The organism is Streptococcus macedonicus ACA-DC 198 (assembly GCA_000283635.1).
In the GTDB taxonomy this organism is placed as follows: Bacteria; Bacillota; Bacilli; order Lactobacillales; family Streptococcaceae; genus Streptococcus; species Streptococcus macedonicus.
Map to the genome: position 1 here is coordinate 1,086,267 of HE613569.1, position 26,663 is coordinate 1,112,929.

Sequence of the window (26,663 nt, forward strand, 5' to 3'; positions counted from 1 at the left end):
GTTTCCCTTCTTTCAATTAAGTACAATAGTATTATATTGTTATTTGAAAGCGCAATCTTGCATTATCATTTTATAAAATGATACTATCACACTAAACATGGCTGAATAGCGTCAGCAATCGCCCAATAACCTGATACTGTCAAATGAAGCCCATCAACTGTCCAGTCACGTTTGAGTTGCCCAGTTTCATCACAAAGTAAATAATGAACGTCAAACCAACATACCTTATCGCCAGCTAATCGACTAAGGTTATCATTTAGTAGTGAAATACTTTGATTATTTCGCAAGCTTGGTGTGCGTACAAATTCAGGCGATTCATTCATCGGAAAAACAGACAATAAGAAAATCTGTGTTTCTGGCAACTGTTGCTGAATCTTTGTAATAATGCTCTGAATGGTTTGGTAAACCTCTTCTGGTGTGCGTTTTTTCAAATCATTGACACCAATCAATAGAAAAACTTTGCTCGGTGCTAAATCTAGTATTTGACTACTAAGGTGCTCTAGAAACTGTAAACTATCAATACCATGAACACCACGGTTATACAGCGGCATAGTCGATGTCAGCAGTTCATGAATCGGAAAATATTCTGTGATGGAATCGCCTGCAAACACAATATTGGGATGTGAAACAGTTTTATTGAGCGAAGCGTATTTTTCCCACAATTGATGTTGTTGGTCAGCCAAAATATACTGACGATATTCTTGCACATCAGCCTTATGATAAAGTTCTTGAAAATCTGTCATTTTATTTCTCCTTAAAGTATTTTTTCAATCGTTGTCAGCACTGCATCTTCAGCATTTGATGCAATTTGGTAACTTGCAACATTTTTAATATTTTGTGTTGCATTTGCCATCGCAAAAGAATACTTAGCCAAGTTTAAGAGTTCCTTATCATTTCCACTATCACCAAAAGCAGCAACTTCTTCTGGTCTAATTTTGTATTTTGCCATCAGGACTTGTAACCCCCATGCTTTGTGAACACTACTTTGAATGATATCAACAGCTCCGTAACCACTTGACACAGCCCGCAAATCTCCATGGAACTCTTGATTAAACTGTTGTGTTACCTCATCGACATCATCTTAATCTACCATCATAGTAATTTTTACAATAGGATCTTTAGGACGTTTTGTAAGATCTTCTAAATAAACAAGATTAGAAAAAATTGTCGCAGTTCATCTTGTGAAACAGCGGCTGTGCCAAATTCAAGCGAAGTCCCTTGAAGTACATAAGAAGCCTCAACTCCCGGCAATATCACTCGATAAGATTTCAATTTATCAGCAAAAAAATACAACAACAGCATCAACAAGGTGGTTAGGCATTGTTTGTCGCGCCAATAGATTTCCTTTGTCAATAACAAGAGCTCCATTTTCAGCGACATAATCAATATTGTCAGAGACTTATGCAAAGATTTGTCTTAATCGTTCCATGCGATTACCACTTGCAACAACAAAAAGAATATTTCTTTCGGTTAATTGCCTTAAAAGGTCTTGGAATCTTCTTTTATCATAACTTCCTTGAGGATTCAAGAAAGTTCCATCCATATCACTTGCAATTAATTTTATCACAACTCAATACCTTTCAAAAAATGATTTGACAAGACTTGTAACACACCGTTTTCTTGATTTGACGGTGCTTGGTAGCTAGCAACAGCCTTGATTTCTTGCGGAGCATTTGACATTGCAAATGAGTATTTTGCTAGTGTTAGCATTTCAATATCATTGCCACCATCGCCAAATACCATGAGATTTTCTGGAGTATAGCCCCAATGATTAAGTAGAAAATCAAGCCCTGTTCCCTTGTGAACGTGTGAGGGAATCACGTCAATACAGCCAAAACCACTAGAAGTAGCCGTTAGCTGGTAATCAGCAAAAAGCGTGTTAATGTCATCACGAACTTTGAACGTCAAATCGTCAGGAACTAGCAAAGTTACTTTGAAAAAATGGTCATCTGGAATCGGGTGAAGATTGTCAACGTAAGTTAACACAGGCAAATAATAACTGAGCAAGTCTTTCACTTTCTTAGGTGTCGCTGCAGGAAGGTAAGATGAGTCTTTCCCCGCCAAATTAATCACCGTGTCGGGATAATACTTTTCAATATAATTCACCAAAGCTGAAATCGCTTCTTCAGTTTCAAAGGCTTCTTTCAAGGTTCTGCCATTTTCAATAATGTGACCGCCATTTTCAGCCACAAACGTCATTTGATGTTTATGTTCAGGAAATTGTTGAATAATTTGACGGTATTGATTACCGCTTGCCACGACAAATTTAATATCATCTGCCATAAATTTATCAAATAAACGGTTAAAAAGTACTTTATCATAGGTTTTGTCATCTGTTAAAAACGTTCCATCCATATCTGTTGCGATTACTTTTATTGTCATAAGCTTCTCCTTTTCCGCCATTATACGCTATTTTCTTAAAAATATCCTTGTCTATTATCAGAAAAACTAATACTATGATATGAAAAATCACCACAAGATTTTCAAAAATAAGAAATCTCATGGTGAGTGTGATATCATCAGTCTGTATCATTGTCAATGGTTTTAATCATCTTAGCTGGTACGCCTGCGACGACGCAATTATCAGGAATATCCTTGGTGACAACTGCACCTGCGGCAACCACGACATTGTTACCGATTGTCACCCCTGGAAGAATCGTGACATTGCCGCCAATCCAGACATCGTTTCCAATCGTCACTGGCTTCGCGATACCAATGTTATCACGTCTGCCTTGCGGTGTTAGCGGATGATTAACAGTCGTAATCATGGTATTTGGACCAATCATGACATGATGACCGATACGAACTTCGGCAACATCCAAAATAATCCCATTATAATTCATCAAGAATTGTTCACCGACATGGATATTTTTCCCATTATCACAATTAAAATTTGGAAAAACAGAGACATTCTCACCAGTTGTTCCAAAAAGGTCTTTAATCGCCGCAGTTCGTTCTTCTGTGTTTAAAATATTAATAGCATTTAAAGCTTGGCATTTCCTAAGTGCTTCTTTTTTAATGGCTTCAATAGCTGAATCCGTGAAACAAAATGGCAAGCCTGCTTGTAATTTTTCAAGTGAATAGCTTTGGCGAGATGATTCGCACGATACTCGAGTGGCTTCTCTCCCGTCATTTTTTTAAAAACTTTTGTGAAATAGCTCTGCGAGCTAAAAGAAAGTGTTTCTGAGATTTCTAGAAGTGAGTAGTCAGATTCTAGTAGCATATTTTTGGCAACGGCAATTTTCTGTGCTTGAATGTAAGACTTGGCAGACAAACTGATTCATGCGTTTCTTGAACAATTGTGAAATATAGTTACTTGAATAGCCTGTGTGTTTCGCTAAATCAGCTAGAGTAATCGTCTCATGCAAATGCAAGTCAATGTACTCAATACAACGCAAAATCGGAAGTGATTGTGCTTGGTCGAGCTTGCTTTGACTAACCAGTTTTGTGAAGCTGGTAAACATCTCAATCTGTAAGTCAAAAATATCTGGTACATTATCAAGTTTATCGACTTTTTGAATGTAGAGGTCACTTGTGTTGAAAGCCACTTCTTCATCTAACCCACCTTGAATCGCAAAGCGTGTGGCAAGTGTCACCGATGCGACAAAAAGATATTGATAATTTCTAACTGGATTTTCCGATAGATGCCCTGTCAAATCTGACCGAAACATCTGTTTGGTAGCCTTTATGGCATTTTCCAAATCACCATTTTTGAGATAGCTGTATTGTTGCAATTCTTCATCATAACGATGATGATGTTTCTGGCTCTCACGGTTTAAAAAAGCTTGGTAATCAATTTGTTTTCGAGTAACAGCATCAGACATTTTAGACCACCTCTCTTTCATCTAGTCTCTAAGAAAATTGTACTAAAAATAATGGTATTAAAATACTTGAGAAGTAGAATTTTTTCTATTTCTACTAAAATTTTACCAAAAAGCGTGGAAAACTACCAAAATAAATCGGCACAATTTTTATAATAAAGTCATCAAATTTACGGAGGAATTTATGATGACAAAAGCATGGTTTATCACTGGTACTTCAACTGGTTTCGGAAAAGAATTGGCACGTTTATTAGCTCAAAAAGATGATGTCAATCTTGTTGCTACCGCTCGTAAACCAGAACAACTAAGCTACCTTGATGAGTTTGACCACGATCAAATTTTGAAATTAAAACTTGACGTTACCAATCAAGAAGAGATTCAAAAAGCTATCAAAGCAACGCTTGATACATAATCGCTTCGCGGTCATCGCCTTCTTTATAAACAATCCCAGAATTCATAAACGGTACAAAATCTTCTTGGTAATTGGCTTAGTTATTAATCTCATTAAACGTCATCCAATATTTGACTTTGTCTTTGTAACGACGGAAACACGTTTCAGCAAAACGGACAAAGAAATCAATTACTTTACAATTGGTGAAGCCACCGTATTCTTTCACCAAATGGAAAGGCAATTCAAAATGTGACAAGGTCACAACTGGTTCATTGCCATATTTCAAACATTCATCAAACAAATCATCATAGAATTGCAAACCAGCTTCATTTGGCTCCAATTCATCACCATTTGGGAATATCCGTGTCCATGCAATCGACGTACAGAAGCATTTACAACCCATTTCAGCAAACAAGGCAATATCTTCCTTGTAACGATGATAAAAATCAATCGCTTCATGGTTTGGATAATATTTTCCTTCGATAACACCGTCAGTAATCTCACGTGCGACACCATGGCGCCCATCGGTCATCACATCAGCAACGCTTAAACCTTTGCCACCTTCTTGCCAACCACCTTCAAGTTGATGAGCAGCAACTGCGCTACCCCATAAAAAGTTTTCCGGTAATTTAGACATAACATAACCTCCTCGATTAATACAAGACTATTATAGCAAGCGGTTACAAAAATGAGAATAGAAAAATTTCCTAAGTTATTAGGAAATTGTTGACATCTTTATTTATGTTTGAACATCAAGACAAGCTCCCACACCAATAAAATAGCAGCAAGACCAAAAAGAAATTTGGAAATTTCTTGCATTGCGACATTAAAACTAAGCAGAGCTGCGGTTAACATAACTGACAGAAATAAAATGCTCACAACAAAGCGATTAACTATTTGACTGACGGTCTTAATACGATTTTTATAATCATAAATGTCATGATTGATTAAAATCCGACCATTGAGCATCTGTTCAAGTAACTGATTAAGCCGACGTGGAATATTTTTCCCATTTTTCAATTGATAAAAGAACTCAATCAGTAACGTTTCCTTGTTCAGGGCCTGTTTTAACATGTCAGGTCCCATATTTTCTAAGAAATAATTTTTAGCAAGCGTCATTAAGTCAACTTCTGGGGCTAATTCACGGAAAATTCCTTCAATTTGTAGCGCAGCTTTTTCCAAAATCGTAATCTGCGGCGAAGCCTTCAAGCCATTTTTGACGAAAACGTCTAGCAAATCTTCCAATAAATCTGTGATAGATAAGACACCCAAATCCAAACTAGAATATTTCGCCAGCATTCGTTCAACATCTTGGCTAAGCGCTATTTTATTTATTGAAGTATCAAAACTTGTGACAGACAAAATGCCTTGCATCATCCCTTCGACATCTTGTGCCGTAAAGCTGTAAAGAATATCATTTAACGCCACGCGCATGTCATTTTCCAGGTTTCCCATAATTCCAAAGTCAATAAAATAAATTTTTCCTTCAGAAATAAAGAGATTTCCTGGGTGTGGGTCACCATGAAAATAGCCGTCTTTAAAGACTTGTTTGATAAAACTTAGCATCAGCTTCTTACCAATGTCTTCCAAATCATAGCCAGCTTTAATCAATTCTTCATAATGATTGATAGGAATTCCTGAAATATACTCCTCAACAACCATACGTGGTGTGGTATATTCGTCAAAAACTTCAGGAATGGCAATGCATTTTATTGATTGATTTAACTCAGCAAAAGTAATCATCGCTTGCGCTTCATTACGAAAATCGATTTCTTTCGTCAAGCTATCCTTGAGCTGCTGCAAAACCTCTGATAAATTAACCATGGGCAACATTGCCTTGGGAATGCACCGCGACAAGCCAATCAACAATTCTAAATCTTCTTCGATAATTTCTGGCAAATGCGGTCGCTGAATCTTGACAACAACTTCTTTGCCATTAAGCAAAGTAGCTCGATGTGTCTGAGCAATCGAGCCACTTGCCAAAGCTTCTGACGAAATGCCCGCAAAAACTTCCGAAATGGGTAATGGTAACTCTGCCGCAATTGCCTCCATGACAACCTCTTGCGGTAATGGAAGAACATCACTTTGCAGCTTGCTTAATTCTCTAATATAAGCCTCAGGAAATAAATCACTTCTCGTTGAAAGAATTTGTCCGATTTTGACAAAACTAGGACCTAATTTCTCGAAAGCTAAACGTAATTTACGAGGTGTTAATTTGTCCTCGATAGGTTTTCCTTTTTCTTTTAGCGTTGTTAAACCGACCGAGCTAAAAACTCTAATGATTTCTCTTAAGCGCTTATGTGACATAAATCATCCTAATATTTATCATCAGATGCTGATTGTTTCAAGAGCGCATCCAATTTATCTTCAAGACGAGAAACATCTTCTTTAGTAGCATATTGAACAGTTTTCGTTTTAACATCCAATTGGTCAAGTAATTCTTTTGCTTCATCTTCGCCTTTTCGTTTTAATTCAGACTGCAATTCTTTGCCTTCTTCAACGGTCAAGCGACCTTTTTCAACCAATTCTTTGACAAAAGCGCCAGCTTTTTCCAAAGTCATTGAAGTCAAACCAATACCAGCTAACAAGACTTTTTTCAACTCATCCATGATAATTCCTCCTTGAACGATTTTTATAACAATTGTTTACCCTTTTATTCTACTACTTTTAAGTCAAAATAGCTAAAGAAACCAATCATTTCATGAAATTTTCTGACAATATCGGTAATATTTTTGACTCAAAAAAACAAAAACTTCGACTAAAACAAAGGAGTTTGCGTTGTCTTTGCGGAGTTTGTAAGGGTATAAGAGGTGTGTTTGCCAAACACTTAAATCACGCCAGCCCTGCTATCTGTTTTGAGAGGTCTTGGTCATGATTCACCTAAATTATAATGTTTTGTCTATCACAGTGCTAACATTATCCTTTCAGATTATGGTACTTTAACACGATATTAAAAAGAAAATTTTCGGAAAAAATTAAAATATCCATTTCAAATTTTTAGTCGATTTTGATATAATAATATTACATAATAATACTATACTATGATTGGATGATGGATATATGAAAAATAATACTAACCCATTGGAAATAAAAATAGATGAAACCAAACATCTCTTGCCTTATGATTATTACAGTACGGTTGTTGAACATGGGCGTCCTGACATCCTTTTCCATTGGCACCCAGAAATTGAAATCAATTATGTCTACGAAGGATCGGCTCGTTTCCACATTGATTATGATTATTTTAACAGTCAAGCAGGTGATATTATCCTCATTCGTCCAAATGGAATGCATTCGATTCACCCACTTGAAAATCAAAAACACGTCACTGATACTTTCCGATTCCACCTCGATATGATTGGACATTCTACCGTTGACCAAGTCAGTCTAAGGTATTTGCAACCGTTGCAAACCAGTCTCTACAAATTTGTCCCACGCATTCAACCAGGAATGAAAGGGTACGAGGATATCAAAGAATGTCTCTTTACCATTTTTGAGCTTTCTAAAAACGAGGGACGTCATTTTGAACTGCTACTCAAATCAAAATTAAATGAATTCTTTTATCTTCTCTTTTATTACCATTATGTATTACGTAAAAATACTGATGATGCTTACCGCAAAAACGAGCAAATTCGTGAATTGATTGATTACATTAACAATAATTATCAAAAAAATCTCTCGATTGATTTTCTTTCACAATTTATGGGTTACAGCAAAACGCACTTTATGGCAGTCTTTAAACAACACGCTGGCATATCTTGCACCGAATTTATCATTCAAGTTCGCTTGAACAAAGCTTGCGACTTATTAATCAACACGGCTGACCCAATTTTAGAAATTGCTACCACTGTTGGCTTTAACAACTTATCTAATTTCAATCGACAATTCAAACGTTACTACGAACTCACACCGAGCCAATACCGCAAACAATTCAAAAAAGCCCACTACATCGGACCTCACCCATCACGACATCTCAAAAATTAACAACAAAACACTAAGGATGACACTAAGCATGATTAGTGTTTTTAGTTGCAATGAATTGAAGTTTAAAGACTTCAGACTCAAAACTTTGACATGTCATTCCACAAGAAGTCACTTCCCAGTAAGCATCAAAAAATTTTTCCAGTCAAAAAAGAACGCCTGACTGAAGTGACCCCCAAATGTTAGACTAAATATTTAAGTTAAGGATTGAGTTCTGTATTGCACAGGACTTAGTCCTTTTAATGTAAGTTTGATTCGTTTAGTGTTGTAGTAGTTGATATATTCTGAAATAGCTGTTTTCAATGTTTCGAGAGAAGTAAATTCCTTCTCAAACCCATAAAACATTTCTGTCTTCAATGTTCCAAAGAAAGATTCCATCATGCCGTTGTCTAAGCTATTTCCTTTACGCGACATGGACGGTCTCATTCCATGCTCCTCAAGAAAATGATGGTAGTAAGTGTGTTGATATTGCCATCCTTGGTCACTATGTAAAATAGTGTCCTGATAAGTTTGTTCAGGAAAAGCCTCGGAAAGCATTGTTTTAAGTTGTTGTAAGTTTGGCGAGGTAGATAAATTGTATGCAATAATCTCACTGTTAAAGCCATCAAGAACTGGTGATAGATACAATTTTTGATCACTAGCAGGAATTGAAAACTCTGTTACATCGGTATAACACTTCTTAAGTGGTTGGGCAGCTTTAAATTGACGCTTAATGAGATTATCAGCTTTCTTGCCGACCTCACCTTTATAAGAGTTATAGCGACGTTTCGCACGGATTCTAGCTTTCAAACCAAGTTCTGTCATCAGACGTTGAACTTTCTTATGGTTAACTTTATAGCCTCGATTTTTAAGTTCGAGGTGAATTCTACGGTAACCATATCTCCCTTTGTTCTCAGAATAAATATTTTGAATAGCTTCTTTTAATTCTTTGTTTTTATCTACCTGGGTTAGACGTTTAACCTGATAATAGTAGGTTGATCGAGACAACTTCAAAATATTAAGTAGGATTCTTAAATCAAATACATTGATTAGTCCTTGAATGATTTCTGTTGCTCTTTGAGCCTTGCTTCGTCCCTCAATCGGAGTTCTCTCAACTTTTTTAGTACGGCATTCTCCGCTCTAAGGTACTCATTTTCATATTGAAGACGCTCTAATTCAGTCATTTCTTCAAGTTTTTTCTTTGGTTTGCGTCCCATTTTTACAGGTCTCCCTCTTGATTTCTCAAGAATAGTATACCCGTTTTTCTTGTATTGCGCTATCCAATTAGGAAGCATTCCCTTATTTGGTAATCCATAATCTAGAGAAACCTCTAGCTGAGACCTACCTTTCATCAGAACTTCTTTTATGATTTCTTGCTTTAGTTCAGGAGAATAATACCTATTTTTCCTTTTACAAACGCTTTCCAATCCGTGTATATCAATAAGACGGACCATGTATTGAAGGTTATACTTACTAATATTAAATGTTTGACTGATTTTAGACCATGTCCAACCAGATTGTCGTAAGCGATAGATTTCAATTTTATCTTCATAACTTAATTTCATAGAAAAACACCCCAAAAGTTAGATTTGTTGTCTAACTTTTGGGGTGCAGTTCAGACAGCGTTCCTTTTAACTTAATTATGCAAGTGTTGTCAAGAGATAATCTCCTGTGTTAACACGTGCTTCTTGTGTTGTCAAAACATCATCAAAATCAGCTGAATTTGTCACAATGATCGGAGAAATGACAGGTAAGTTTGCTTCACGAATGGTTGCCAAATCAAATTCTAACAATTTTTGTCCTACTTGGACTTTATCACCAACTTCAACATATGTTTTAAAACCTTTTCCTTCCAAAGATACAGTATCCATACCAACGTGAATCAAGAGTTCAGCGCCATTTTCAGTACGCATACCAATGGCATGACCAGTTGGGAAAACAAGTGTCACTTCACCATTTGCTGGTGCAAAAACAGTACCTTCTGCTGGGTTGATAGCAATACCTTTACCCATAGCTCCTGAAGCAAAAACTTCATCAGGAACATCTTCGAGTTTAACAATATCACCCATCATTGGGCTAGCAATAATTTCTTGTTTTAATTCTTTTAAATCATTAACAGGTTCTACTACTTTTTCTTCAGTTGTAGCAGAGGCATCTTTTGCACCACCGTAAAGGTAAGGGACCGGAGCAAACATTTGAACTGCAAATGAGAGGAGAACAGCAAGAGCAGATAGAGCAATCATTACCCACATACCAGACATATCACCATTTGCTGGATTTACGTATGAAGGATATTGGAAAACTCCCATTGCACCAACGCTATATCCATAAACATTAAAGAACATAGTTAGCGCACCAATAATACCAGATACTCCACATGAAATGTAAAATGGAATACGCATTGGGAGTGTAACCCCGTAAATAGCAGGTTCAGTTACACCAAAGAGTGCTGAAATAAATGCTGGAATAGCTAATTCACGAACTTTAGATTCTTTTGTACGAATCATAATGTTAAGCAATGCACCTGCTTGTGAGAAACAGATAGCGATTGAAGCAACAAGGATTACACCTGGAGGGTTTTGTTGTAATTCCAAAATTGCAAGTGGCACAAGTCCCCAATGAAGACCAAACATAACCAATACTTGCCACAAAGCACCAAGAATCAATCCATATAAAATTGGGCTGATATTGTAAATACCTGTGAAGATAACACCGATTAAATCAGAAGCCCAGTTCATTACTGGTCCAATCATTAAGAATACTAATGGAACAGTAATCAAAAGTACAAAGAATGGAACAACGAAAACTTTAACAACATCAGGAACGATTTTCTTAAAGAGATGTTCAATTTTAGAACCAACATAAACTGTCAAGATGATTGGCAATACTGTTGATAGATAACTAGAGGTAGGGAAAATAACTGGAAATCCCAAGAAATTAACATTACCATTAGCAAAACTTGAAGCAATGCCAGGATAAACCAAGGCAAATCCTAAAGCAAGCGCTGTGAATTGGTTCATTTTGAAACGCTTAGAAGCTGTGATTGCCAAAATCAAAGGCAAGAATTGGAAGAAACCATCACCAGCAGCATGTAGAATGATATAAAGACCACTTGTTTCAGAAACCCCACATGCTGCAAGAATAGCAACAACACCTTTCAACATACCTGCCGCAGAAAGAACACCAAGCATTGGTTGGAAAAGCCCAGATACAAGTGCAATAAAGCGGTCAAGAAGATTTCCTTTTGGTCCATCATCTTTGTTGACATCAATACCACCTTCACCTGGAATACCACTCACTTGAAGAACAGTATCATAAACATCAGGAACGTGATTTCCGATAACAACTTGATATTGTCCACCTGCCTTAACAACAGTTACGATACCATCACGTTGTTTAAGGTATTCGTCATCAGCTTTGCTTTCATCTTTCAATGTGAAACGTAAGCGTGTAACACAGTGAACCAACTTAACGACATTATCTTTATCACCAACGTGAGCGACAATGTCCTTTGCCAACTCTGTATAGTCTTTTTTAGCCATATCTGGTTCCTTTCTCTTTTCTGGTTTTAAACAACAGAAAAAACCTAAACAAATACCAAACAATTTCTTGCGCCCATGCGGTAACGCTAAAATTATCTTGTATTCATTTAGGTTTTGCCTGCTAACCAGTAACAATTCTTTTAACAATTCATAGTATAGCATGCGTTTTTATGTTCTACAAGCGCTTTTTTAAAAAATTTTTACAAAAAAATTTGGCTCTATAATTTCTGTAGTGGGTAAATCCCCCACAGAGATTATGGAGCTTTTTCAGTGTATCAAAAAAGCCCCATAAGACTTATAATGAAAAGCGACTAAACCATCATTAGGAACACCTTATGGAACAACTTAAGAATACCACAGAACTCATCGGATTAAAAGACAAAAATATTAAAATCAAGACGGTTTTTAAGGCTGATACCCACATCACGATTGAGGCTAGCCTAGACTATCAGCCTCCACTCTGCCCTCACTGCAAAAGTCAGATGAGCAAGTATGACTTTCAACGAGCCTCTACCATCCCAATCCTTGACGTCCAAGGCATACCAACGGTCCTCAAACTCAAGAAGCGACGCTTTCAATGTAAGGGCTGTCGTCGTGTGACGGTTTCTGAGACTAGCTTAGTCAAGAAACATTGCCAAATCTCAAAGCCTGTCCGCCAGAAAATCACACAATACCATACCAAAAAGTTAACTAATACTGCCATCGCTAAGAGACTCCACCTTTCAGTATCTCTTGTCCTGCATAACAAACATCTTTTCAACTAAAGCAGTATCGATTTCATCACCTGGCTTTTTTTGAAAACCAAGCCCTCTTCCCATGACAATGAATTCCTCTCCGTCATCCCCTTTAGCCAAAACAACATTGTTATTATAGACTTTATCAATTTTCATCTTCTACTACTCCTCAAAAGAATCCGGAAAGAAAAGGCAAAACTAGCGTACACAAAAAGCACTGCGTTTTAACACAATCTCTAAATGCATACTAGGTTTTGCCTGCTTAACCAGTAACAATCCTCTTACCTTCTCCCATTGTACCAAAACTTTTTGCAAAATGAAAGGGGATTCATAAATTCTTTCATCGTTCAAATTACATTAGCAATTCTCTGACTTTCCCTATTTCTGGCTCATTGACCACCAAAAAGATTGTAGCGCCTGCATTTAAGCGTGTATTACCTGATACCACTTCTGATTTTTTGGCATGAATTTGAGTCGTAATAAGAACATTTTTAGGAAGTGTCAAGTCTCTGACGTATTTTCCAGCAATTTTATCGGAAACCGTTAATTCAATCAACGTTGGTTCGATGACCTCTCTATCTTGTGGCACAGAAAGTGTAGCAAGTAAAGCTTCATAGATTGGCTCACCCTTTAACAAATCCATTGCGATATATGCAACCAAAGTTACCACGGCAATCGTCATCAATTGACGGAAATCACCAACCATTTCAGTTACTAAAAACATTGCTGTCAGTGGCGCTTTTGAAATCGCCCCAAAATAGCCCGCCATTCCTAAAACGACAAACAAGGACAAATAATGACTAGAATACAAACCGAATTGTTCAAAAAATAGCCCAAAACCAAAGCCCAAAAGTGCTCCCAAAGTCAAAATCGGAAGAAAAATTCCACCAGGAAGTCCACTTGAGTAACTCAATATACTCCACACAAAGCGGATGATAAAGTATAGGCAAACAATCATAAGAGTCAGGTGACTTGTCGATAACGAAGTAATCAAGCCATTTCCGCCACCTAGCAATTGCGGATAGAAATAGCCGATTGGCAAGATTAAAATAGCAGCAAAGATACCATAAAAATGACTTGGAATGTGACACAATTTTCCTAGAAAGTCGTAGATGATAGTTGCCTTCAAAGTCGTTTTTTCATAAACATATCCCATAACGCCTAAAAAAGCACCTAGCAATAGTAAAATCCAATAGTGCTTCAATGGCAATACCGCCAAATCTCCTGGCATATCAAGAACTGGCGTCAAACCAAAAATATTAAGCGAAATAAAATTAGCAACTAAACTGGCGACTAAAGCGGTAATCCAAACCAAACGTGAAAAATGATGATAGATTTCTTCGATAACAAAAAGCAAACCTGCAATCGGAGCATTAAAGGCTGCCGATAAGCCTGCTGCCGCACCACTCGCAATCAAAACACGTTGCTCCATGCGTTCTGCTTTTAAAGATTTGGCAACACCTTTTCCTGCCATGGCACCTAACTGAATACTTGGTCCTTCACGCCCAAGCATAAATCCCATTGAAATCGCTAAGACACCACCGACAAATTTCTTCCAGAGAACAGACCACCAATCTGGGTGAAGCAATCCTTTCAATTCCCCTTCGACATGAGGAATCCCAGAAGCTTTGATGTCAGAATCGGATTTAATCAAAAAGCCAATGGCAACAACAATGAACAAAGTCATTCCCAAAATGAGAATTAAAAAACTTGGCTGTTCGTGTGATAATTCATAATAATTGACAACTTTGGCAGAAATGAAACCAATCAAAAGGCGAAATAAGCTAACCACAATACCTGACACGCAGCCAACCACAATCCCCCGCCAAACAAAACTGAGAATAGAGGAAAGCGAAAATTCATATTCTCGATGATAACTATCCATATAAAACTCCTTAATTTCTCAAATGCAACAAACTTTTTACAACGTTTACGATTTTCCTGAAATATTAGTCACTATTATTTTATCAAAACTAAGATAACTTTTCTAGATGCAATCAAAAGAAGCTGAGCACTTCGTCTCAACTTCCTAAAATCATTATTTACGATACATTTTAAATTGTAGATAGAGGTCATTATAAATCCCTAACCATTTTTGTCCGAGATTATCATAAACTTCAAGGTTTTCAATGGTTTCTTCAGAAGGGTAAAAGGCTTGGTCATTTTTAACGTTATCTGGTAACAATTCTTTGGCAGCGTCATTTGGTGTCGAATAACCAATGTATTCCGCATTTTGCGCAGCATTTTCAGGTCTCAACATGAAATTGATAAAAGCGTAAGCTTCGTCGATATGTTTGGCTGTTTTTGGAATAACCAAATTATCAAACCAAAGATTTGACCCCTCACTAGGCACGACATAATGCAGGTGTTCGTTAGAATCAAGCATTTCACTAGCTTCACCAGAGAAAGTCACTCCAATAGCAGCATCACCATTAATCATGTATCCTTTCATTTCATCGCCGACAATAGCTTTGATATTTGGAGTTAAATCGTCTAATTTCTGAGAAGCAGCATTTAACTCTGACAATGACTTGGTATTAAGACTATATCCTAACGTTCCAAGCCCAATCCCCATAACTTCACGCGCTCCGTCAACAAGCATGATGTCGTTGGTGTATTCCGAATTCCAGAGGTCTGACCAATGCTCTGGCGCGTTTTCTACCATGGTGTCATTATACACAATGCCCAATGTTCCCCAGAAATATGGGATAGAATAATCGTTGTTTTCATCAAAGCTTAGCCCAAGAAATTCGTCACCGATATTTTCCAAGCCTGTAATTTTTGACTTATCTAACTTGATAAGAAGATTTTCTTTTCTCATCTTATCAATCATATAATCTGACGGCACAGCGACATCATAAGTCGTTCCACCTTGTTTTATCTTGGTGTACATCGATTCGTTGGAATCAAACGTTTCGTACTGAACTTCAATTCCTGTTTCATCCGTAAATTTTGTAATCAAATCAGGGTCAATATAATCTCCCCAATTGTAAATAACCAGTTTATCCGATTGACTTGTAGAACTTGTCGTCTTTTGCATGTAAACAGAAACGCCAAACAAAACAAGTGTGACCGCAATCACGCCCAATACAAAAGAATATAATCTACGCATCACGATCCCCCTTATCTTGCGAAATAAAGTAATAACCGATTACAAGCAAAATACTAAAAAGAAAGACAATCGTTGAAAGAGCGTTAATTTCTAGAGAAATACCACGGCGTGCTCGTGAATAGATTTCGACAGATAGGGTTGAAAAACCATTACCCGTTACAAAAAAGGTTACTGCAAAATCATCCAATGAATAGGTAAACGCCATGAAGAAACCTGAAATAATTCCTGGCGTCAAATATGGCAACATGACTTCTTTTAAAATTTGCCAAGGTGTTGCTCCTAAATCATAAGCAGCGTTAATCATGTCGTCATTCATTTCTTTCAAACGTGGCAAAACCATTAACACCACAATTGGAATAGAAAAAGCAATGTGACTAAGCAAAACTGTCATAAAACCAAGATTGAAATGAAATAGCTCTGCTAAACGGGTAAAGAGAATCAGGAAACTTGCCCCAATCATCACATCAGGTGCTACCATAAGAATATTATTCATTGAAAGAATGGTGTGCTGATGTTTTCGGCGTGCTTGGTAGATGAAAATCGCACCAAATGTCCCAATAGCTGTTGCTAAAATGGAACTCAAAAACGCCAAAAAGAAAGTTTGAATGAGAATCAGCATCAAACGACTATCCGCAAACACTTCCGAATAATGCTCTAAGGTAAAACCAGTAAAGCCATTCATATCTCCGCCTTGATTAAAAGAATAAAAAATCAGATAACCAATTGGAATATAAAGGATGATAAAGACCAGTGTCAAATAAAGATTGGCAATTTTTTTCATTTTCTTCTCTCCTTAGTCACCCACATCGTAGCCAACATTGCCATGATTAAAATCACACCAATGGTTGAACCCATACCCCAATTCTGTGTTGTCAAGAAGTGTTGCTCAATGGCTGTACCAAGAGTAATCACACGATTACCACCAATCAAGCGTGTCAGCATGAACAAGCTCAAACTTGGGATAAATACTGACTGAACACCACTTCTCACGCCGTTAAGCGATAAAGGAAAAACAACTTTGACAAAGGTTTGTAATTCATTTGCCCCCAAATCTCGACTAGCATTGATAAGATTGCTATCAATGTCATCAAGCGCATTGAAAATCGGCAAAATCATAAACGGAATTTCAATATATGAGGCAACAAAAATAAAAGAAAAATCTGTGAACAGAATTTGCTTAGGTCCAATACCAACAAAGCTCAAAAACGCATTGACACCACCTTGTTGCCCGAAAATTCCCATAAAAGCATAAGCTTTCAGCAAAAGGTTAATCCATGTCGGCAATACAACCAACATCAACAAGAGTTGCTTATGTTTCAAACGTGTCAAAAAATAAGCTGTTGGGTAAGAGATAAGCAAGGTCACCAATGTGATAATGGCAGCATATAAAATCGAATTGAAGCTCATACGAATGTACGTCCATGAACTAAAAAAGGTTTTATAATTATCAAGGGTAAAATGACCTCGAATGTCGAAAAAGGACTGCCAAAGAATCATAATCACAGGGGCAATGACAAAAAGAAGCAACCATAGCACATAAGGAATTGAGAAGAAACTAGAGTTTTTCTTCATTTCGTTCCTCCTCAATCGCATGAATCAAGCCATCTTCATGTTCTTCCATTTCGACATATTCTTCCAGACGGGCATCAAATTCTTCTTCTGTCTCGTTAAGGCGCATGATATGGATATCTTCAGGCGTAAAATCAAGCCCAATAATTTCGCCCTCAATCGCTTTACGAGTTGAATGAATCATCCATTCGTTTCCTAATTCGTCATGAGCGATAATCTCATAGTGAACACCACGGAAAAGCTGTGTATCAACTTTAACACGTAATTTTCCTTCTTCTGGCAAAGTGATTTGCAAATCTTCTGGGCGAATAACCACTTCAACAGCTTCATTTGGACGCATTCCACCATCAACGGCTTCAAAACGTTTGCCATTGAACTCAACCAAATAATCTTCAATCATTGTCCCTGGTAAAATATTTGATTCCCCAATGAAAGTCGCCACAAAGTGGTTAATTGGTTCATCGTAAATATCAACAGGTGTCCCAGATTGCACGATTTCACCGTCATTCATGACAAAAATCCAATCTGACATAGCCAAGGCTTCTTCTTGGTCATGAGTGACAAAAACAAAGGTAATTCCTAAACGTTGTTGCAGCTCGCGCAGCTCATATTGCATTTCTGTCCGTAACTTCAAATCTAAGGCTGATAAAGGTTCGTCAAGTAAAACGACACGCGGTTCATTTATAATCGCACGCGCAATCGCCACACGTTGGCGTTGACCACCAGACAATTTCTGAATCGGACGTTTTTCAAAACCAGCCAAACGCACTATTTTAAGAGCTTCTTCCACACGACGTTCGATTTCTTTTTTATCAACTTTTTTTAATTTAAGAGGAAAAGCGACATTTTCAAAAACATTCATATGTGGGAAAAGCGCGTAATTTTGAAAAATGGTATGGACATCACGTTTATTAATAGGAATATCATTGATACGTTGACCGTCGAGATAAACATCTCCTGTCGTCGCATCTAAAAGCCCAGCAATGATATTCAAAATCGTTGATTTTCCTGATCCTGAAGCACCAAGTAGTGTATAAAACTTTCCTTCTTCAAGTTCAAAATTAATGTCCTTTAAAACAACAGTACCGTTATCTTCAAATACTTTTGATACGTTTTTAAACGCAATAATTGGATTAGTCAATTCTCATAAAACCTCCTTGGAGCTTCTTTAACGTTTCTTTTCGCCGATAATTCGGACTTCACGCTCTAAACGAACGCCAGAATTTTGTTCAACTGTGTCAATGACATGAGCAATCAAGTCCTCATAGTCTTGTGCATTACCATCAGCCACATTTACCATAAAGCCAGCGTGTTTTTTACTAACTTCAACACCACCAATACGGTGACCTTTTAAATTTGCTTCGCTAATTAATTGTCCAGCAAAATGTCCAACGGGACGTTTAAAAACAGAACCACATGACGGGTATTCTAGAGGTTGTTTTAACTCACGTAAATGAGTTAAACGTGCCATTTCTTGTTCGATTAAAACGTAATCACCTGGTTTTAAGGCAAATTTTGCTGAAATGACCACATCACCACTATCTTGAACAGCTGAATGACGATAGCCAAACTTCATATCACGAGCTTCAATTGTCTTGATTTCACCTTCTTTAGTAATCACTTGCGCTGAGACCAAGATATGTGAAATTTCACCACCATAAGCGCCAGCATTCATAAACACAGCGCCACCAATGCTACCAGGGATACCACAAGCAAATTCAAAGCCTGTCAAGCTATGGAATTTAGCAATGCGCGTCGTTTCAATTAAATTAGCTCCTGCTTCTGCTTCAATCACATAACCATTGACCGTAACAGTGTTAAGTTTATCAAACATAATAACAAAGCCACGAATACCACCATCACGCACGATGATGTTACTAGCATTTCCTAGCACCATCCATGGAATATTATTTTTATTAGCAAATGTAACAATTCGTGCTAACTCGTAACGATTTCGCGGAAAAGCCAAATAATCCGCTGGACCACCGACTTTCGTATAGGTGTATTTTTTTAGCGGTTCGTCAACACGAATATCGATTCCTTTTAATTCTTCATTTAAAAATTCTAACATTTCTTCCAACTCTACAATTCTTTAATAAAATAGTGGGCGCATGTTGTTAAAATCACTTGAACTCACTACTAAAAAATCGGCATAAAGCCGACCTTAATTATATCAAAAAAATCAGCTTTTGACGATAGTTAAACCAGAAGTTTTCGGACCTCTTGGACATTTAAATGCGCCAGATAAGATGAAATTGATTGTCCATTAAGTTGAAGTTGCGGAGCGATTTCCTCTAACGGTACCAAAACAAAAGCCCGTTCTGTCATGTAAGGGTGCGGAACGCTCAAATTTTCAGTAGCAATCGTCTCATTACCATACAACAGAATGTCGATATCAATGGTACGAGGTCCCCAATGTTCATGCCTAACACGCTTCAGCTCTTTTTCGATGTTTTGACAAGCAAGTAATAATTCTTGCGGCGTCAAATCTGTCTCGAGCTCACAACAACTATTCAAAAAATCATCTTGGTCTGTCTTTCCCCATGCTGCTGTTTCATAAAATGAAGAGACCGACGTCACAGAAGTCTGTTCTAATTGTTCTAAGCGTTCAAGCGCAGCCAGTAAATAAGCTTTTTTATCGCCGATATTGCTTCCTAAGCTCAAATAAACCTTTGTCATGCGCGCTCCCGTTCTAACTCAATACCAACCGCATCATAATGCCCATTGATTGGCGGATTTTCTTTAAAAATCTTAATGTTAATGGCTTGAACTGGAGGAAATTGTTCAAAAATATCTTGACAAATTGCTCCTGCCAAACGTTCAATTAAAGCGTAGCGTTCTTCTTCAACTTGTCTTTTTATCGTTTCAAAAACCAGTCCATAATGAACAGTATCTTCTAGCACATCAGACTGTGATGCTTTTTGTAAATCAACAGACAAGGTGCAATCAACGACAAAAATCTGACCAAGCGTTTGTTCTTCAGCGAACGCTCCATGGTAGCCATAAAAACGGCAACCTTTTAAATGTATTTTATCCATATTAGTAATCAATCAGAAAAGAAGAAACCCTCCCCAGTGGCAAAGATAACTTCTCTCCTACCCCTTTCAACTCAGTTGACTAATCACTTTAACAATGTCACGATTAACGTCAACGTTATGTACACGAACAATTCGGCAACCTTTTAAGACAGCCCAAGCTGATAAAGCAGCTGTTCCCATATCACGGTCGGCAGCTAACGTTCCCCCACTAAGCAAATAATCAACCGTACGTTTACGTGAAATTCCAAAAAGAACTGGATAACCGAGCTTACAAACCGCATCTAATCCTTTTAGCAATTCGATATTTTGTGCCTCGTTTTTGGCAAAACCAAACCCTGGGTCAATCCAAATATTTTCAAGCGTAACGCCTGAGTCCAAAGCAGCTTGGGCACGTTCTGTTAAAAAATCACAAACTTCTTTAGTGATATTATCGTATTTTTCTTCCTCTTGATTATGCATCAAAATGATAGGAACATTTTTCTCAGCTGCCAGCGCCAGCATTTTTCCGTCATAAAGACCAGCCCAAACGTCATTTAAAATATCAGCACCTGCTTCCAAGGCAGCCCGTGCTGTTTCAGTTTTATATGTATCAATACTCACCAATACATTAAAACGTTCTTTAAGCGCTCTGATAACAGGAACAACACGATTAATTTCTTCTTCTGCTTCAACGAAAGTATTGCCTGGGCGAGTTGATTCACCACCGACATCAATAATCTTAGCTCCTGCTGCAATCATTTTTTCAGCCTGAGCAAGGGCATTTTCAATAGAAGTGTAAGAACCGCCGTCAGAAAAAGAATCTGGGGTCACATTAAGTATCCCCATGATACAAGCTGTTCCGTCAATCTCGTGTTTTCCAATTTTCATCATGTCTCCCCTTATATGCTAACGTGCCAGTAAGGTCTTATTTTCCTAAAATCAGTGATAAGATTTCATTTCGTTCTTCACGATTTTCTTTGAAAATACCTTTTGCAACAGTTGTTACGGTTTTACTACCAGGTTTCTTGATACCACGCATTGTCATACACATATGCTCTGCTTCAAGCATGACAAAAATGCCTTTAGGATGCAAAGCTTCTTCAAGTGCGGTAGCAACTTGGTCAGTCAAACGCTCTTGCAATTGCGGACGTTTACTAGCCACTTCAACGGCACGCGCTAACTTACTCAAACCAGTCACACGACCGTCACTTGGCAAATAAGCAACATGAGCTTTTCCATAAAAGGGAACCAAATGATGTTCACACATTGAATAAAATGGGATATCTTTAACTAAAACTACTTCATCATGATTTTCTGTAAAAACAGCTGTAAATTGATCTTTTGGGTCTTCATTTAAGCCTGAAAACATCTCTTGGTACATTTTAGCAACACGTTTTGGCGTATCCAATAACCCTTCACGCTTAGGATTTTCTCCCAAGGCTTCTAAAAGTTGGTAAACTGCTGTTTCAAGTTTTTCTTGATTTGCCATTATCTCTTCCAATCTTTTTTATTTTTCTATTATAGCTTAATTTTGCTGTCTTGACAAAAGCACAGGACGTACTTGTGATATGAAATAGAGCGACCCCGTGATAAGGTAAAAATCATCTTTACTGTCACTATCGATTTGCTTAACCCAGTCCTTCCAATCTGGAACTTTATGATATTGTTCTGGGTAACTTTCCAAAGCAAGCGAATTGTGATACTCAAACGTCGTTACATCAACATCCGTTAGTTGACTAAGCAATGCTAACATCGAGTCAATCGGTTTTGTATCAATAGCTGCAAATAAAATGTGCAAATTTTTGTCCTTGTACGCCTGCATGACATTAACGAGAGCTTTAATGCTTTCATTATTGTGTGCGCCGTCAATCATCACATTTGGAAACATAAGCTCTGTTCGCCCAACCCAATGTGTCTGTGCCAAGCCATATTTGATAATTTCTTTGGTGACTTTTGGATACGTTTTACTTAATAGCAACGCAGCCGTAATAGCAAGGCTAGCATTGCTAATCTGATGTTTACCTAGCATTGCTAAACGAATATCCTCGAGATTTTCTTGTCCTTGATAATCAAAGCCATTTTCAGTTTCATTAACCGAAAAATCCTTTTTAAATTCATACGTTTGGCTGCCACAAGCTTGCGCTTTTTTGAGGAAAACTTGACGAACATCATCACGTTCTGTGGCAAAAATGAATGGAACATGTTCTTTCAGAACACCTGCTTTTTGCTCAGCAATTTCTGCATAAGTCTGCCCTAAAACATTCTGGTGGTCTAAACCGATTGAAGGACAAATAACCGCTAAAGCTTTAAAAACATTTGTTGAATCATAAAGCCCACCCATACCTGCCTCGATAAAAGCAATGTCAACAGGGTGCATATGCCCAAAATATTCAAACATCAAGACCGTGATAACTTCAAATTCTGTCGCAGGTTCTAAAGTCGTTTCAAGCGGCAAACGTTCCACTACTGGGCGAACACGCTCAACCAAGTCAAGAAAATCAGTCTCTGAAATCATTTGACCGTTTAAACTAATACGTTCACGAAAATCAACAATGTAAGGAGAGGTAAATGTTCCAACCTCATAACCAGCTAGTGAAAAAATATGTTGTAGATAGCTAGTCACCGAACCCTTACCATTCGTTCCGACAACATGGACAGCTGATAGCTTTGTCTGAGGATTGCCAAGTTCTTCCAACATCCAAGCCATCCGTTCCAAACCAGGCTTAATTCCAAATTTTAACTTGCCATGAATCCAATCTAAAGCTTCTTGATAATTCATTAGTGAATTTCCCAATATGACCAAAAATACTCATAAAAAAGAAAAGTAAAACCGTCATTTCCAAACAAAATCTTTTCATAATGAATTTTTAGTCTATGTTTTATCCTTTCTGTCTTGACTTTACAATAACACTTCTATTATAGCACAAGAAATTGCTAAAAAGCTTGATAATCAGACTTTCTTCAAAGAAAGTTTCTGAATGTAGACAAACTTACTTTTAACTCAAAATAAGTTGTAAACAATTGTTGTCTCACTGTTCGATTTCAGGATTATTTGCGAACGAAGTAAGCACAAAAACGATACTTTGTGCCGCTTAAATAATCTGGGAGATTGTTTAAGGTTACAGATAAGAGAAACGAAGTTTCTCCTACATCTCGGGAGTTTTAAGAATTCCTTGGATTCCTTCAATAGTCCACTGGATTATTGAACCTGCCGTCGACTCAAACCATCTACTGGATGGTTTGAGGTCTGAGCCTAGAAATAAAAAAGCGAGAAACCTAAGGGAAGTATCAAAAAAGACTTTTTCTTCAGCCTGAGACTTTCTTCAAAGTAAGTTTTCTCTAAAAAAACAGAACCTAGCTTTAAACTAAATTCTGTTTTAGTTATTTGAAACTAATCTACGTTACCACCTTCGACAACCAAATCGTCAGGGTTAGTTGCATCTCCATAAACAGGTTCAAGCGTTTCTTCGTAATCTTTATGGAAGAAGTTTTCTTCGCCTAATGTCTTGATTTCGTTGTTAATCCAGTCAAGAAGTTCTGTATTTCCTTTTTGGACAGCTGGAGCAATCGTATCAGTATCTCCTAAACTTGTAATTCCAACTTCGTAACCTTTATTTTCCAATGCCCAAGCAAGAACCTCTGTATTATCAGTTGAAAGAGCATCACCACGACCATCAAGAAGTGCTTGGTAAGCTTCGCTATATTGGTCATATTTTAATAAATTAACTTTTGGATAATTCTTTTCAAAATAAGTTTCAGCAGTTGTTCCTTTACCGACAATCAATGTTTTTCCTTCCAAATCATCAACAGAAGAAATCAATTGACTGCTTGGTGAGACAACCCCAAGTGCAACTTTCATATATGGAAGCGCAAAATCAACTTGTTCAGCACGTTCATCGGTAACTGTAAAATTCGCTAAGATAATATCAACCTTAGCCGATGTCAGGTATTCTACACGACTAGCGGGGTCAACAGCGACATATTTCACATCCACGCCTAAATCCTTGGCTAAGCGGTCAGCAAAATAAACATCATATCCTTGATAGTCTCCCTTATCATCAACGTAGCCAAATGGCTTTTTATCAGAAAAGACACCAATCTTGATTGTTCCGCTCTCTTTGATTTCATCTAGAGTACGAGCTTTTGCTGTATTTCCTGATGACGAACTACTAGATGACGTTGAAGAAGAGGATTTTGATGTCGAACAACCGACTAGCAAAACCACAACTAACAAACTAACAATCGCTAAAAAACGTTTTACAATTTTCATATATAATTCCTTTTTATAATTAATCACTAAAACTTAACCAACCGTTGAAAAATCAAACACATTTAAAAAGTCACGTGCACGTTGTGTCTTAGGTTGAGTGAAAAACGCCTTGGCATCATTTTCTTCAACGATATGACCATTTTCCAGAAAAATGATACGGTCAGCAATGGCTTTGGCAAATTGCAACTCATGAGTCACAATGATCATGGTTCGACCTTCGTTTGCCAATTCACCAATCAACTCCAAAACTTCTCTAACCATTTCAGGGTCTAGCGAAGCTGTCACTTCGTCAAATAAAATGACCTTTGGATGCAAAAGCAAGCTCCTCACAATCGCCACACGTTGCTTTTGTCCACCTGATAATTCATGCGGAAAACTGTTTTCCCTACCAGCCAAACCAACACGTTCCAAAAGTTCTAAAGCTTCTGCTTCGACTTCCTTTCGCGGGTGTTTTTGTGCTCTGATTGGAGCCAGCAAGAGATTTTTCAAAACGGTCAAATGAGGAAAAAGGTCATAAGATTGAAAAACCATGCCAATTTTTTGGCGAATCAAAGGTAACTCTTTAGGGTTATTTAAAATTTCTTCCCCCTCAAGGCTCACAACACCCGATTGAATGGATTCCAAACCGTTAATGCAACGTAGCAAAGTTGATTTTCCACAGCCTGACGGACCTAGGATAACTAGCACCTCACCTTCGTCAACTGAAAACGACAAATCATCCAAAACATTGTGCTCACCATAGGATTTCTTTAAATCGCTAATTTCTAAAATCGGTTTCAACTGCTCTACTCCTTCCAAACTTTTTCTAAATACATTGACAATCGTGAAATTGGAAAACAAACCGCAAAATACATCAAGAATATCAGTCCGTATATCCAAATCGCTGCGCTTGGTACCGTGAGACGGTTAGCTTCGATAATTTGCTGTCCGACTTTCACCACTTCCACGACTCCAATCAAGACAATCAATGACGTTGTTTTTATCATCCGTGTCATCAAATTAACTGCTTGTGGCAATAATCTCCGTAAAATCTGCGGAATAATCACATAAATGAATAACTGCATTTTTGTTAGCCCTAAAGCTAACCCACTTTCGAATTGATGTTTGGGTAGCGAGGTTAGCGCTCCGCGAACAAGGTCACCCATCTCAGCAATTCCCCACATTGAAAAGACAATAAGCGCCGCAACTTCTCCCGATAAATTAAGATTAAATGTTCGTGCCAAACCAAAATAAACTAAAAACAATAGCACCAATTGTGGCATGATTCTGATAAATTCCAAATAAATCTGAGCCAAGACACGTACGATACGAAAATGTGAGGTCATTACAAAACCGAATAAAAAACCGAAAACAATCGAAATCACAATTGACAATAAAGAGATATTAAGCGTTACCAACACCCCTTGAAATAACCGCCATAAATTATTTCCCTGAAAGAGCACTTGTAGCCCCGAATCCTGCATGACGTAACCTCCTTTCAATCAATCTTGCTACCAATGAAATTGGCAAAAGAACGATCAAGTATGCTAAAATCAACATCAACAGCGCCTCATCAGTCTCGTAATACAAGCCAATCAAATCTTTTGCAACATACATCAAATCTGCTAAAGCAATAATTGAAAAAACTGACGTTTCTTTAATCAAAAAAATAACATTAGCAACAAGCGATGGCAAAGAAACAGCTAAAGCTTGTGGAAAAATGACATAAAAGAAATTTTGAACTGGCTTTAAGCCGATACTCAAACCAACTTCGTACTGCGTTTTCGAAATAGCTTCCAAACCTGACCGAAATGATTCTGCCATATAAGAACCACCAAGAAAAATCAAGCCGACAACCGCGCATATCTCTGATGATAAAACAATACCAATCTTTGGCAACCCAAAATAAAGAAAATAAAGCTGTATCAAAAGTGGCGTGTTACGTGATAGCTCAATGTAAACCTGACAAATTTGACTCAAAACAGGAATCTTATAATATTTAATCAAACTAATCAAAAGTCCTAAAACAAGAGCACCTAAAATCCCAAAGAATGCTAGACGAATCGTCAGCACCAACGCCTCTTGATACAAGGGAATATTCGCACGAATAAACTCCCAATTGAACATAATATCCCTCCAAACGTTATAAAGATATTATAAAAAATTATACCCCGCTCGTGTACTCTAAATTTTTTATAGATAGCCATAAATAATTTTTATAGCGAGATTAAAAATTAAGAAAGTATCAAAAAAGCTGAGACGTTTGTC

26 protein-coding genes and 5 pseudogenes are annotated in these 26,663 nt (G+C 37.4%); 3 read left to right on the forward strand and 28 right to left on the reverse strand.

Translation table 11 applies throughout. The features are described 5' to 3' along the window. Positions 1-86: 86 nt before the first annotated feature. The 7 genes and pseudogenes from SMA_RS05500 to SMA_RS05520 all read right to left on the reverse strand — a co-directional run bounded on the left by SMA_RS05500 (position 87) and on the right by SMA_RS05520 (position 3,824). Positions 87-743 carry a GDSL-type esterase/lipase family protein gene (locus tag SMA_RS05500; protein ID WP_014294624.1) on the reverse strand — a complete coding sequence of 219 codons (657 nt, stop codon included), beginning with the start codon at positions 741-743 and terminating at the stop codon, positions 87-89. An 11-nt stretch (positions 744-754) separates the two neighbouring features. After that, positions 755-1,066 (reverse strand): annotated as a pseudogene (locus tag SMA_RS12055) (HAD hydrolase family protein); the annotation flags it as partial. Between the two features lie 333 nt (positions 1,067-1,399). Next, positions 1,400-1,567, reverse strand: coding sequence for an HAD hydrolase family protein (locus SMA_RS12060; protein WP_223246288.1), 168 nt, complete (start codon positions 1,565-1,567; stop codon positions 1,400-1,402). After that, complete coding sequence (locus SMA_RS05510; protein WP_014294625.1) at positions 1,564-2,382, reverse strand: Cof-type HAD-IIB family hydrolase; 819 nt, start codon at positions 2,380-2,382, stop codon at positions 1,564-1,566. Before SMA_RS05510 ends, SMA_RS12060 begins: the two co-directional genes overlap by 4 nt. 137 nt (positions 2,383-2,519) lie before the next feature. Next, on the reverse strand, positions 2,520-3,056 hold the full coding sequence (locus tag SMA_RS05515) for a sugar O-acetyltransferase (protein ID WP_014294626.1): 537 nt from the start codon (positions 3,054-3,056) through the stop codon (positions 2,520-2,522). Further along, complete coding sequence (locus SMA_RS12065) at positions 2,984-3,223, reverse strand: helix-turn-helix domain-containing protein (RefSeq protein WP_230937600.1); 240 nt, start codon at positions 3,221-3,223, stop codon at positions 2,984-2,986. The genes SMA_RS05515 and SMA_RS12065 overlap by 73 nt, the downstream gene beginning before the upstream one ends. Beyond that, positions 3,207-3,824: an AraC family transcriptional regulator gene (locus SMA_RS05520; RefSeq protein ID WP_223246290.1), complete on the reverse strand. Its 618-nt coding sequence runs from the start codon at positions 3,822-3,824 to the stop codon at positions 3,207-3,209. The genes SMA_RS12065 and SMA_RS05520 overlap by 17 nt, the downstream gene beginning before the upstream one ends. 181 nt (positions 3,825-4,005) lie before the next feature. On the opposite strand from SMA_RS05520, the pseudogene SMA_RS05525 reads away from it, so the two are divergent. Further along, positions 4,006-4,230: pseudogene (locus SMA_RS05525) on the forward strand (SDR family NAD(P)-dependent oxidoreductase); the annotation flags it as partial. Here the strand turns inward: SMA_RS05525 and SMA_RS05530 are convergent. From SMA_RS05530 to SMA_RS05540, 3 genes and pseudogenes are all read right to left on the reverse strand, one after another. Next, a pseudogene (locus SMA_RS05530) lies at positions 4,220-4,849 on the reverse strand (glycoside hydrolase family 1 protein); the annotation flags it as partial. The pseudogenes SMA_RS05525 and SMA_RS05530 sit on opposite strands and share 11 nt — an antisense overlap. A gap of 98 nt (positions 4,850-4,947) precedes the next feature. Continuing rightward, positions 4,948-6,519 (reverse strand): ABC1 kinase family protein, encoded by a 1,572-nt coding sequence (locus tag SMA_RS05535; protein WP_014294628.1) that lies wholly within the window; start codon positions 6,517-6,519, stop codon positions 4,948-4,950. Between the two features lie 8 nt (positions 6,520-6,527). Then, positions 6,528-6,821: a phasin family protein gene (locus tag SMA_RS05540; RefSeq protein WP_014294629.1), complete on the reverse strand. Its 294-nt coding sequence runs from the start codon at positions 6,819-6,821 to the stop codon at positions 6,528-6,530. A gap of 451 nt (positions 6,822-7,272) precedes the next feature. Here SMA_RS05540 and SMA_RS05545 point away from each other — a divergent pair, with 451 nt between their 5' ends. Beyond that, positions 7,273-8,196, forward strand: a complete 924-nt coding sequence (locus SMA_RS05545) for a helix-turn-helix transcriptional regulator (RefSeq protein WP_014294630.1) — start codon at positions 7,273-7,275, stop codon at positions 8,194-8,196. Positions 8,197-8,388: 192 nt separating this feature from the next. Here the strand turns inward: SMA_RS05545 and SMA_RS10985 are convergent. Both SMA_RS10985 and SMA_RS05560 read right to left on the reverse strand, forming a co-directional pair. Beyond that, positions 8,389-9,737, reverse strand: a protein-coding gene (locus tag SMA_RS10985; protein ID WP_115266054.1) for an IS3 family transposase whose coding sequence is annotated in 2 segments (ribosomal slippage) — positions 8,389-9,296 and positions 9,296-9,737 — 1,350 coding nt in all. Because the reading frame shifts where the segments join, the coding sequence is not laid out codon by codon here. Positions 9,738-9,812: 75 nt separating this feature from the next. Next, positions 9,813-11,714, reverse strand: coding sequence for a beta-glucoside-specific PTS transporter subunit IIABC (locus tag SMA_RS05560; RefSeq protein WP_014294631.1), 1,902 nt, complete (start codon positions 11,712-11,714; stop codon positions 9,813-9,815). A 335-nt stretch (positions 11,715-12,049) separates the two neighbouring features. Between SMA_RS05560 and SMA_RS10990 the strand changes: the two are divergent. Beyond that, positions 12,050-12,451 (forward strand): annotated as a pseudogene (locus SMA_RS10990) (transposase family protein); the annotation flags it as partial. On the opposite strand, the pseudogene SMA_RS10995 reads toward SMA_RS10990, so the two are convergent. From SMA_RS10995 to SMA_RS05635, 16 genes and pseudogenes are all read right to left on the reverse strand, one after another. Continuing rightward, positions 12,449-12,604, reverse strand: a pseudogene (locus SMA_RS10995) (CAT RNA binding domain-containing protein); the annotation flags it as partial. The pseudogenes SMA_RS10990 and SMA_RS10995 overlap by 3 nt on opposite strands. Before the next feature lie 196 nt (positions 12,605-12,800). Then, positions 12,801-14,333, reverse strand: coding sequence for a chloride channel protein (locus SMA_RS05565; protein WP_014294634.1), 1,533 nt, complete (start codon positions 14,331-14,333; stop codon positions 12,801-12,803). Positions 14,334-14,486: 153 nt separating this feature from the next. Beyond that, complete coding sequence (locus SMA_RS05570; protein ID WP_014294635.1) at positions 14,487-15,560, reverse strand: ABC transporter substrate-binding protein; 1,074 nt, start codon at positions 15,558-15,560, stop codon at positions 14,487-14,489. Then, complete coding sequence (locus tag SMA_RS05575) at positions 15,553-16,341, reverse strand: ABC transporter permease (protein WP_014294636.1); 789 nt, start codon at positions 16,339-16,341, stop codon at positions 15,553-15,555. The genes SMA_RS05570 and SMA_RS05575 overlap by 8 nt, the downstream gene beginning before the upstream one ends. Next, positions 16,338-17,132, reverse strand: coding sequence for an ABC transporter permease (locus tag SMA_RS05580; RefSeq protein WP_014294637.1), 795 nt, complete (start codon positions 17,130-17,132; stop codon positions 16,338-16,340). The genes SMA_RS05575 and SMA_RS05580 overlap by 4 nt, the downstream gene beginning before the upstream one ends. Further along, on the reverse strand, positions 17,116-18,270 hold the full coding sequence (locus SMA_RS05585; RefSeq protein ID WP_014294638.1) for an ABC transporter ATP-binding protein: 1,155 nt from the start codon (positions 18,268-18,270) through the stop codon (positions 17,116-17,118). Before SMA_RS05585 ends, SMA_RS05580 begins: the two co-directional genes overlap by 17 nt. Positions 18,271-18,297: 27 nt before the next feature. Then, positions 18,298-19,200 carry a UDP-N-acetylmuramate dehydrogenase gene (gene murB, locus SMA_RS05590; RefSeq protein ID WP_039670864.1) on the reverse strand — a complete coding sequence of 301 codons (903 nt, stop codon included), beginning with the start codon at positions 19,198-19,200 and terminating at the stop codon, positions 18,298-18,300. Between the two features lie 128 nt (positions 19,201-19,328). Further along, positions 19,329-19,808 (reverse strand): 2-amino-4-hydroxy-6-hydroxymethyldihydropteridine diphosphokinase, encoded by a 480-nt coding sequence (folK, locus tag SMA_RS05595; RefSeq protein WP_014294640.1) that lies wholly within the window; start codon positions 19,806-19,808, stop codon positions 19,329-19,331. Further along, complete coding sequence (gene folB, locus SMA_RS05600; RefSeq protein WP_014294641.1) at positions 19,805-20,167, reverse strand: dihydroneopterin aldolase; 363 nt, start codon at positions 20,165-20,167, stop codon at positions 19,805-19,807. The genes folK and folB overlap by 4 nt, the downstream gene beginning before the upstream one ends. Before the next feature lie 66 nt (positions 20,168-20,233). Then, positions 20,234-21,034 carry a dihydropteroate synthase gene (folP, locus tag SMA_RS05605; protein WP_014294642.1) on the reverse strand — a complete coding sequence of 267 codons (801 nt, stop codon included), beginning with the start codon at positions 21,032-21,034 and terminating at the stop codon, positions 20,234-20,236. Between the two features lie 37 nt (positions 21,035-21,071). Next, a complete protein-coding gene (gene folE, locus SMA_RS05610) occupies positions 21,072-21,635 on the reverse strand; it encodes a GTP cyclohydrolase I FolE (RefSeq protein WP_014294643.1) in 564 nt (187 codons plus the stop codon). Positions 21,636-21,671: 36 nt separating this feature from the next. Then, positions 21,672-22,925 (reverse strand): bifunctional folylpolyglutamate synthase/dihydrofolate synthase, encoded by a 1,254-nt coding sequence (locus tag SMA_RS05615; protein WP_014294644.1) that lies wholly within the window; start codon positions 22,923-22,925, stop codon positions 21,672-21,674. 612 nt (positions 22,926-23,537) lie between these two features. Next, positions 23,538-24,416, reverse strand: coding sequence for a cysteine ABC transporter substrate-binding protein (locus SMA_RS05620; RefSeq protein WP_014294645.1), 879 nt, complete (start codon positions 24,414-24,416; stop codon positions 23,538-23,540). Between the two features lie 33 nt (positions 24,417-24,449). Further along, complete coding sequence (locus tag SMA_RS05625) at positions 24,450-25,196, reverse strand: amino acid ABC transporter ATP-binding protein (RefSeq protein WP_014294646.1); 747 nt, start codon at positions 25,194-25,196, stop codon at positions 24,450-24,452. A 5-nt stretch (positions 25,197-25,201) separates the two neighbouring features. After that, the gene (locus SMA_RS05630) at positions 25,202-25,879 is read right to left on the reverse strand and encodes an amino acid ABC transporter permease (RefSeq protein WP_014294647.1); all 678 of its coding nucleotides are present in this window, start codon (positions 25,877-25,879) and stop codon (positions 25,202-25,204) included. Beyond that, positions 25,839-26,522 carry an amino acid ABC transporter permease gene (locus tag SMA_RS05635; protein WP_014294648.1) on the reverse strand — a complete coding sequence of 228 codons (684 nt, stop codon included), beginning with the start codon at positions 26,520-26,522 and terminating at the stop codon, positions 25,839-25,841. Before SMA_RS05635 ends, SMA_RS05630 begins: the two co-directional genes overlap by 41 nt. Positions 26,523-26,663 lie beyond the last annotated feature (141 nt).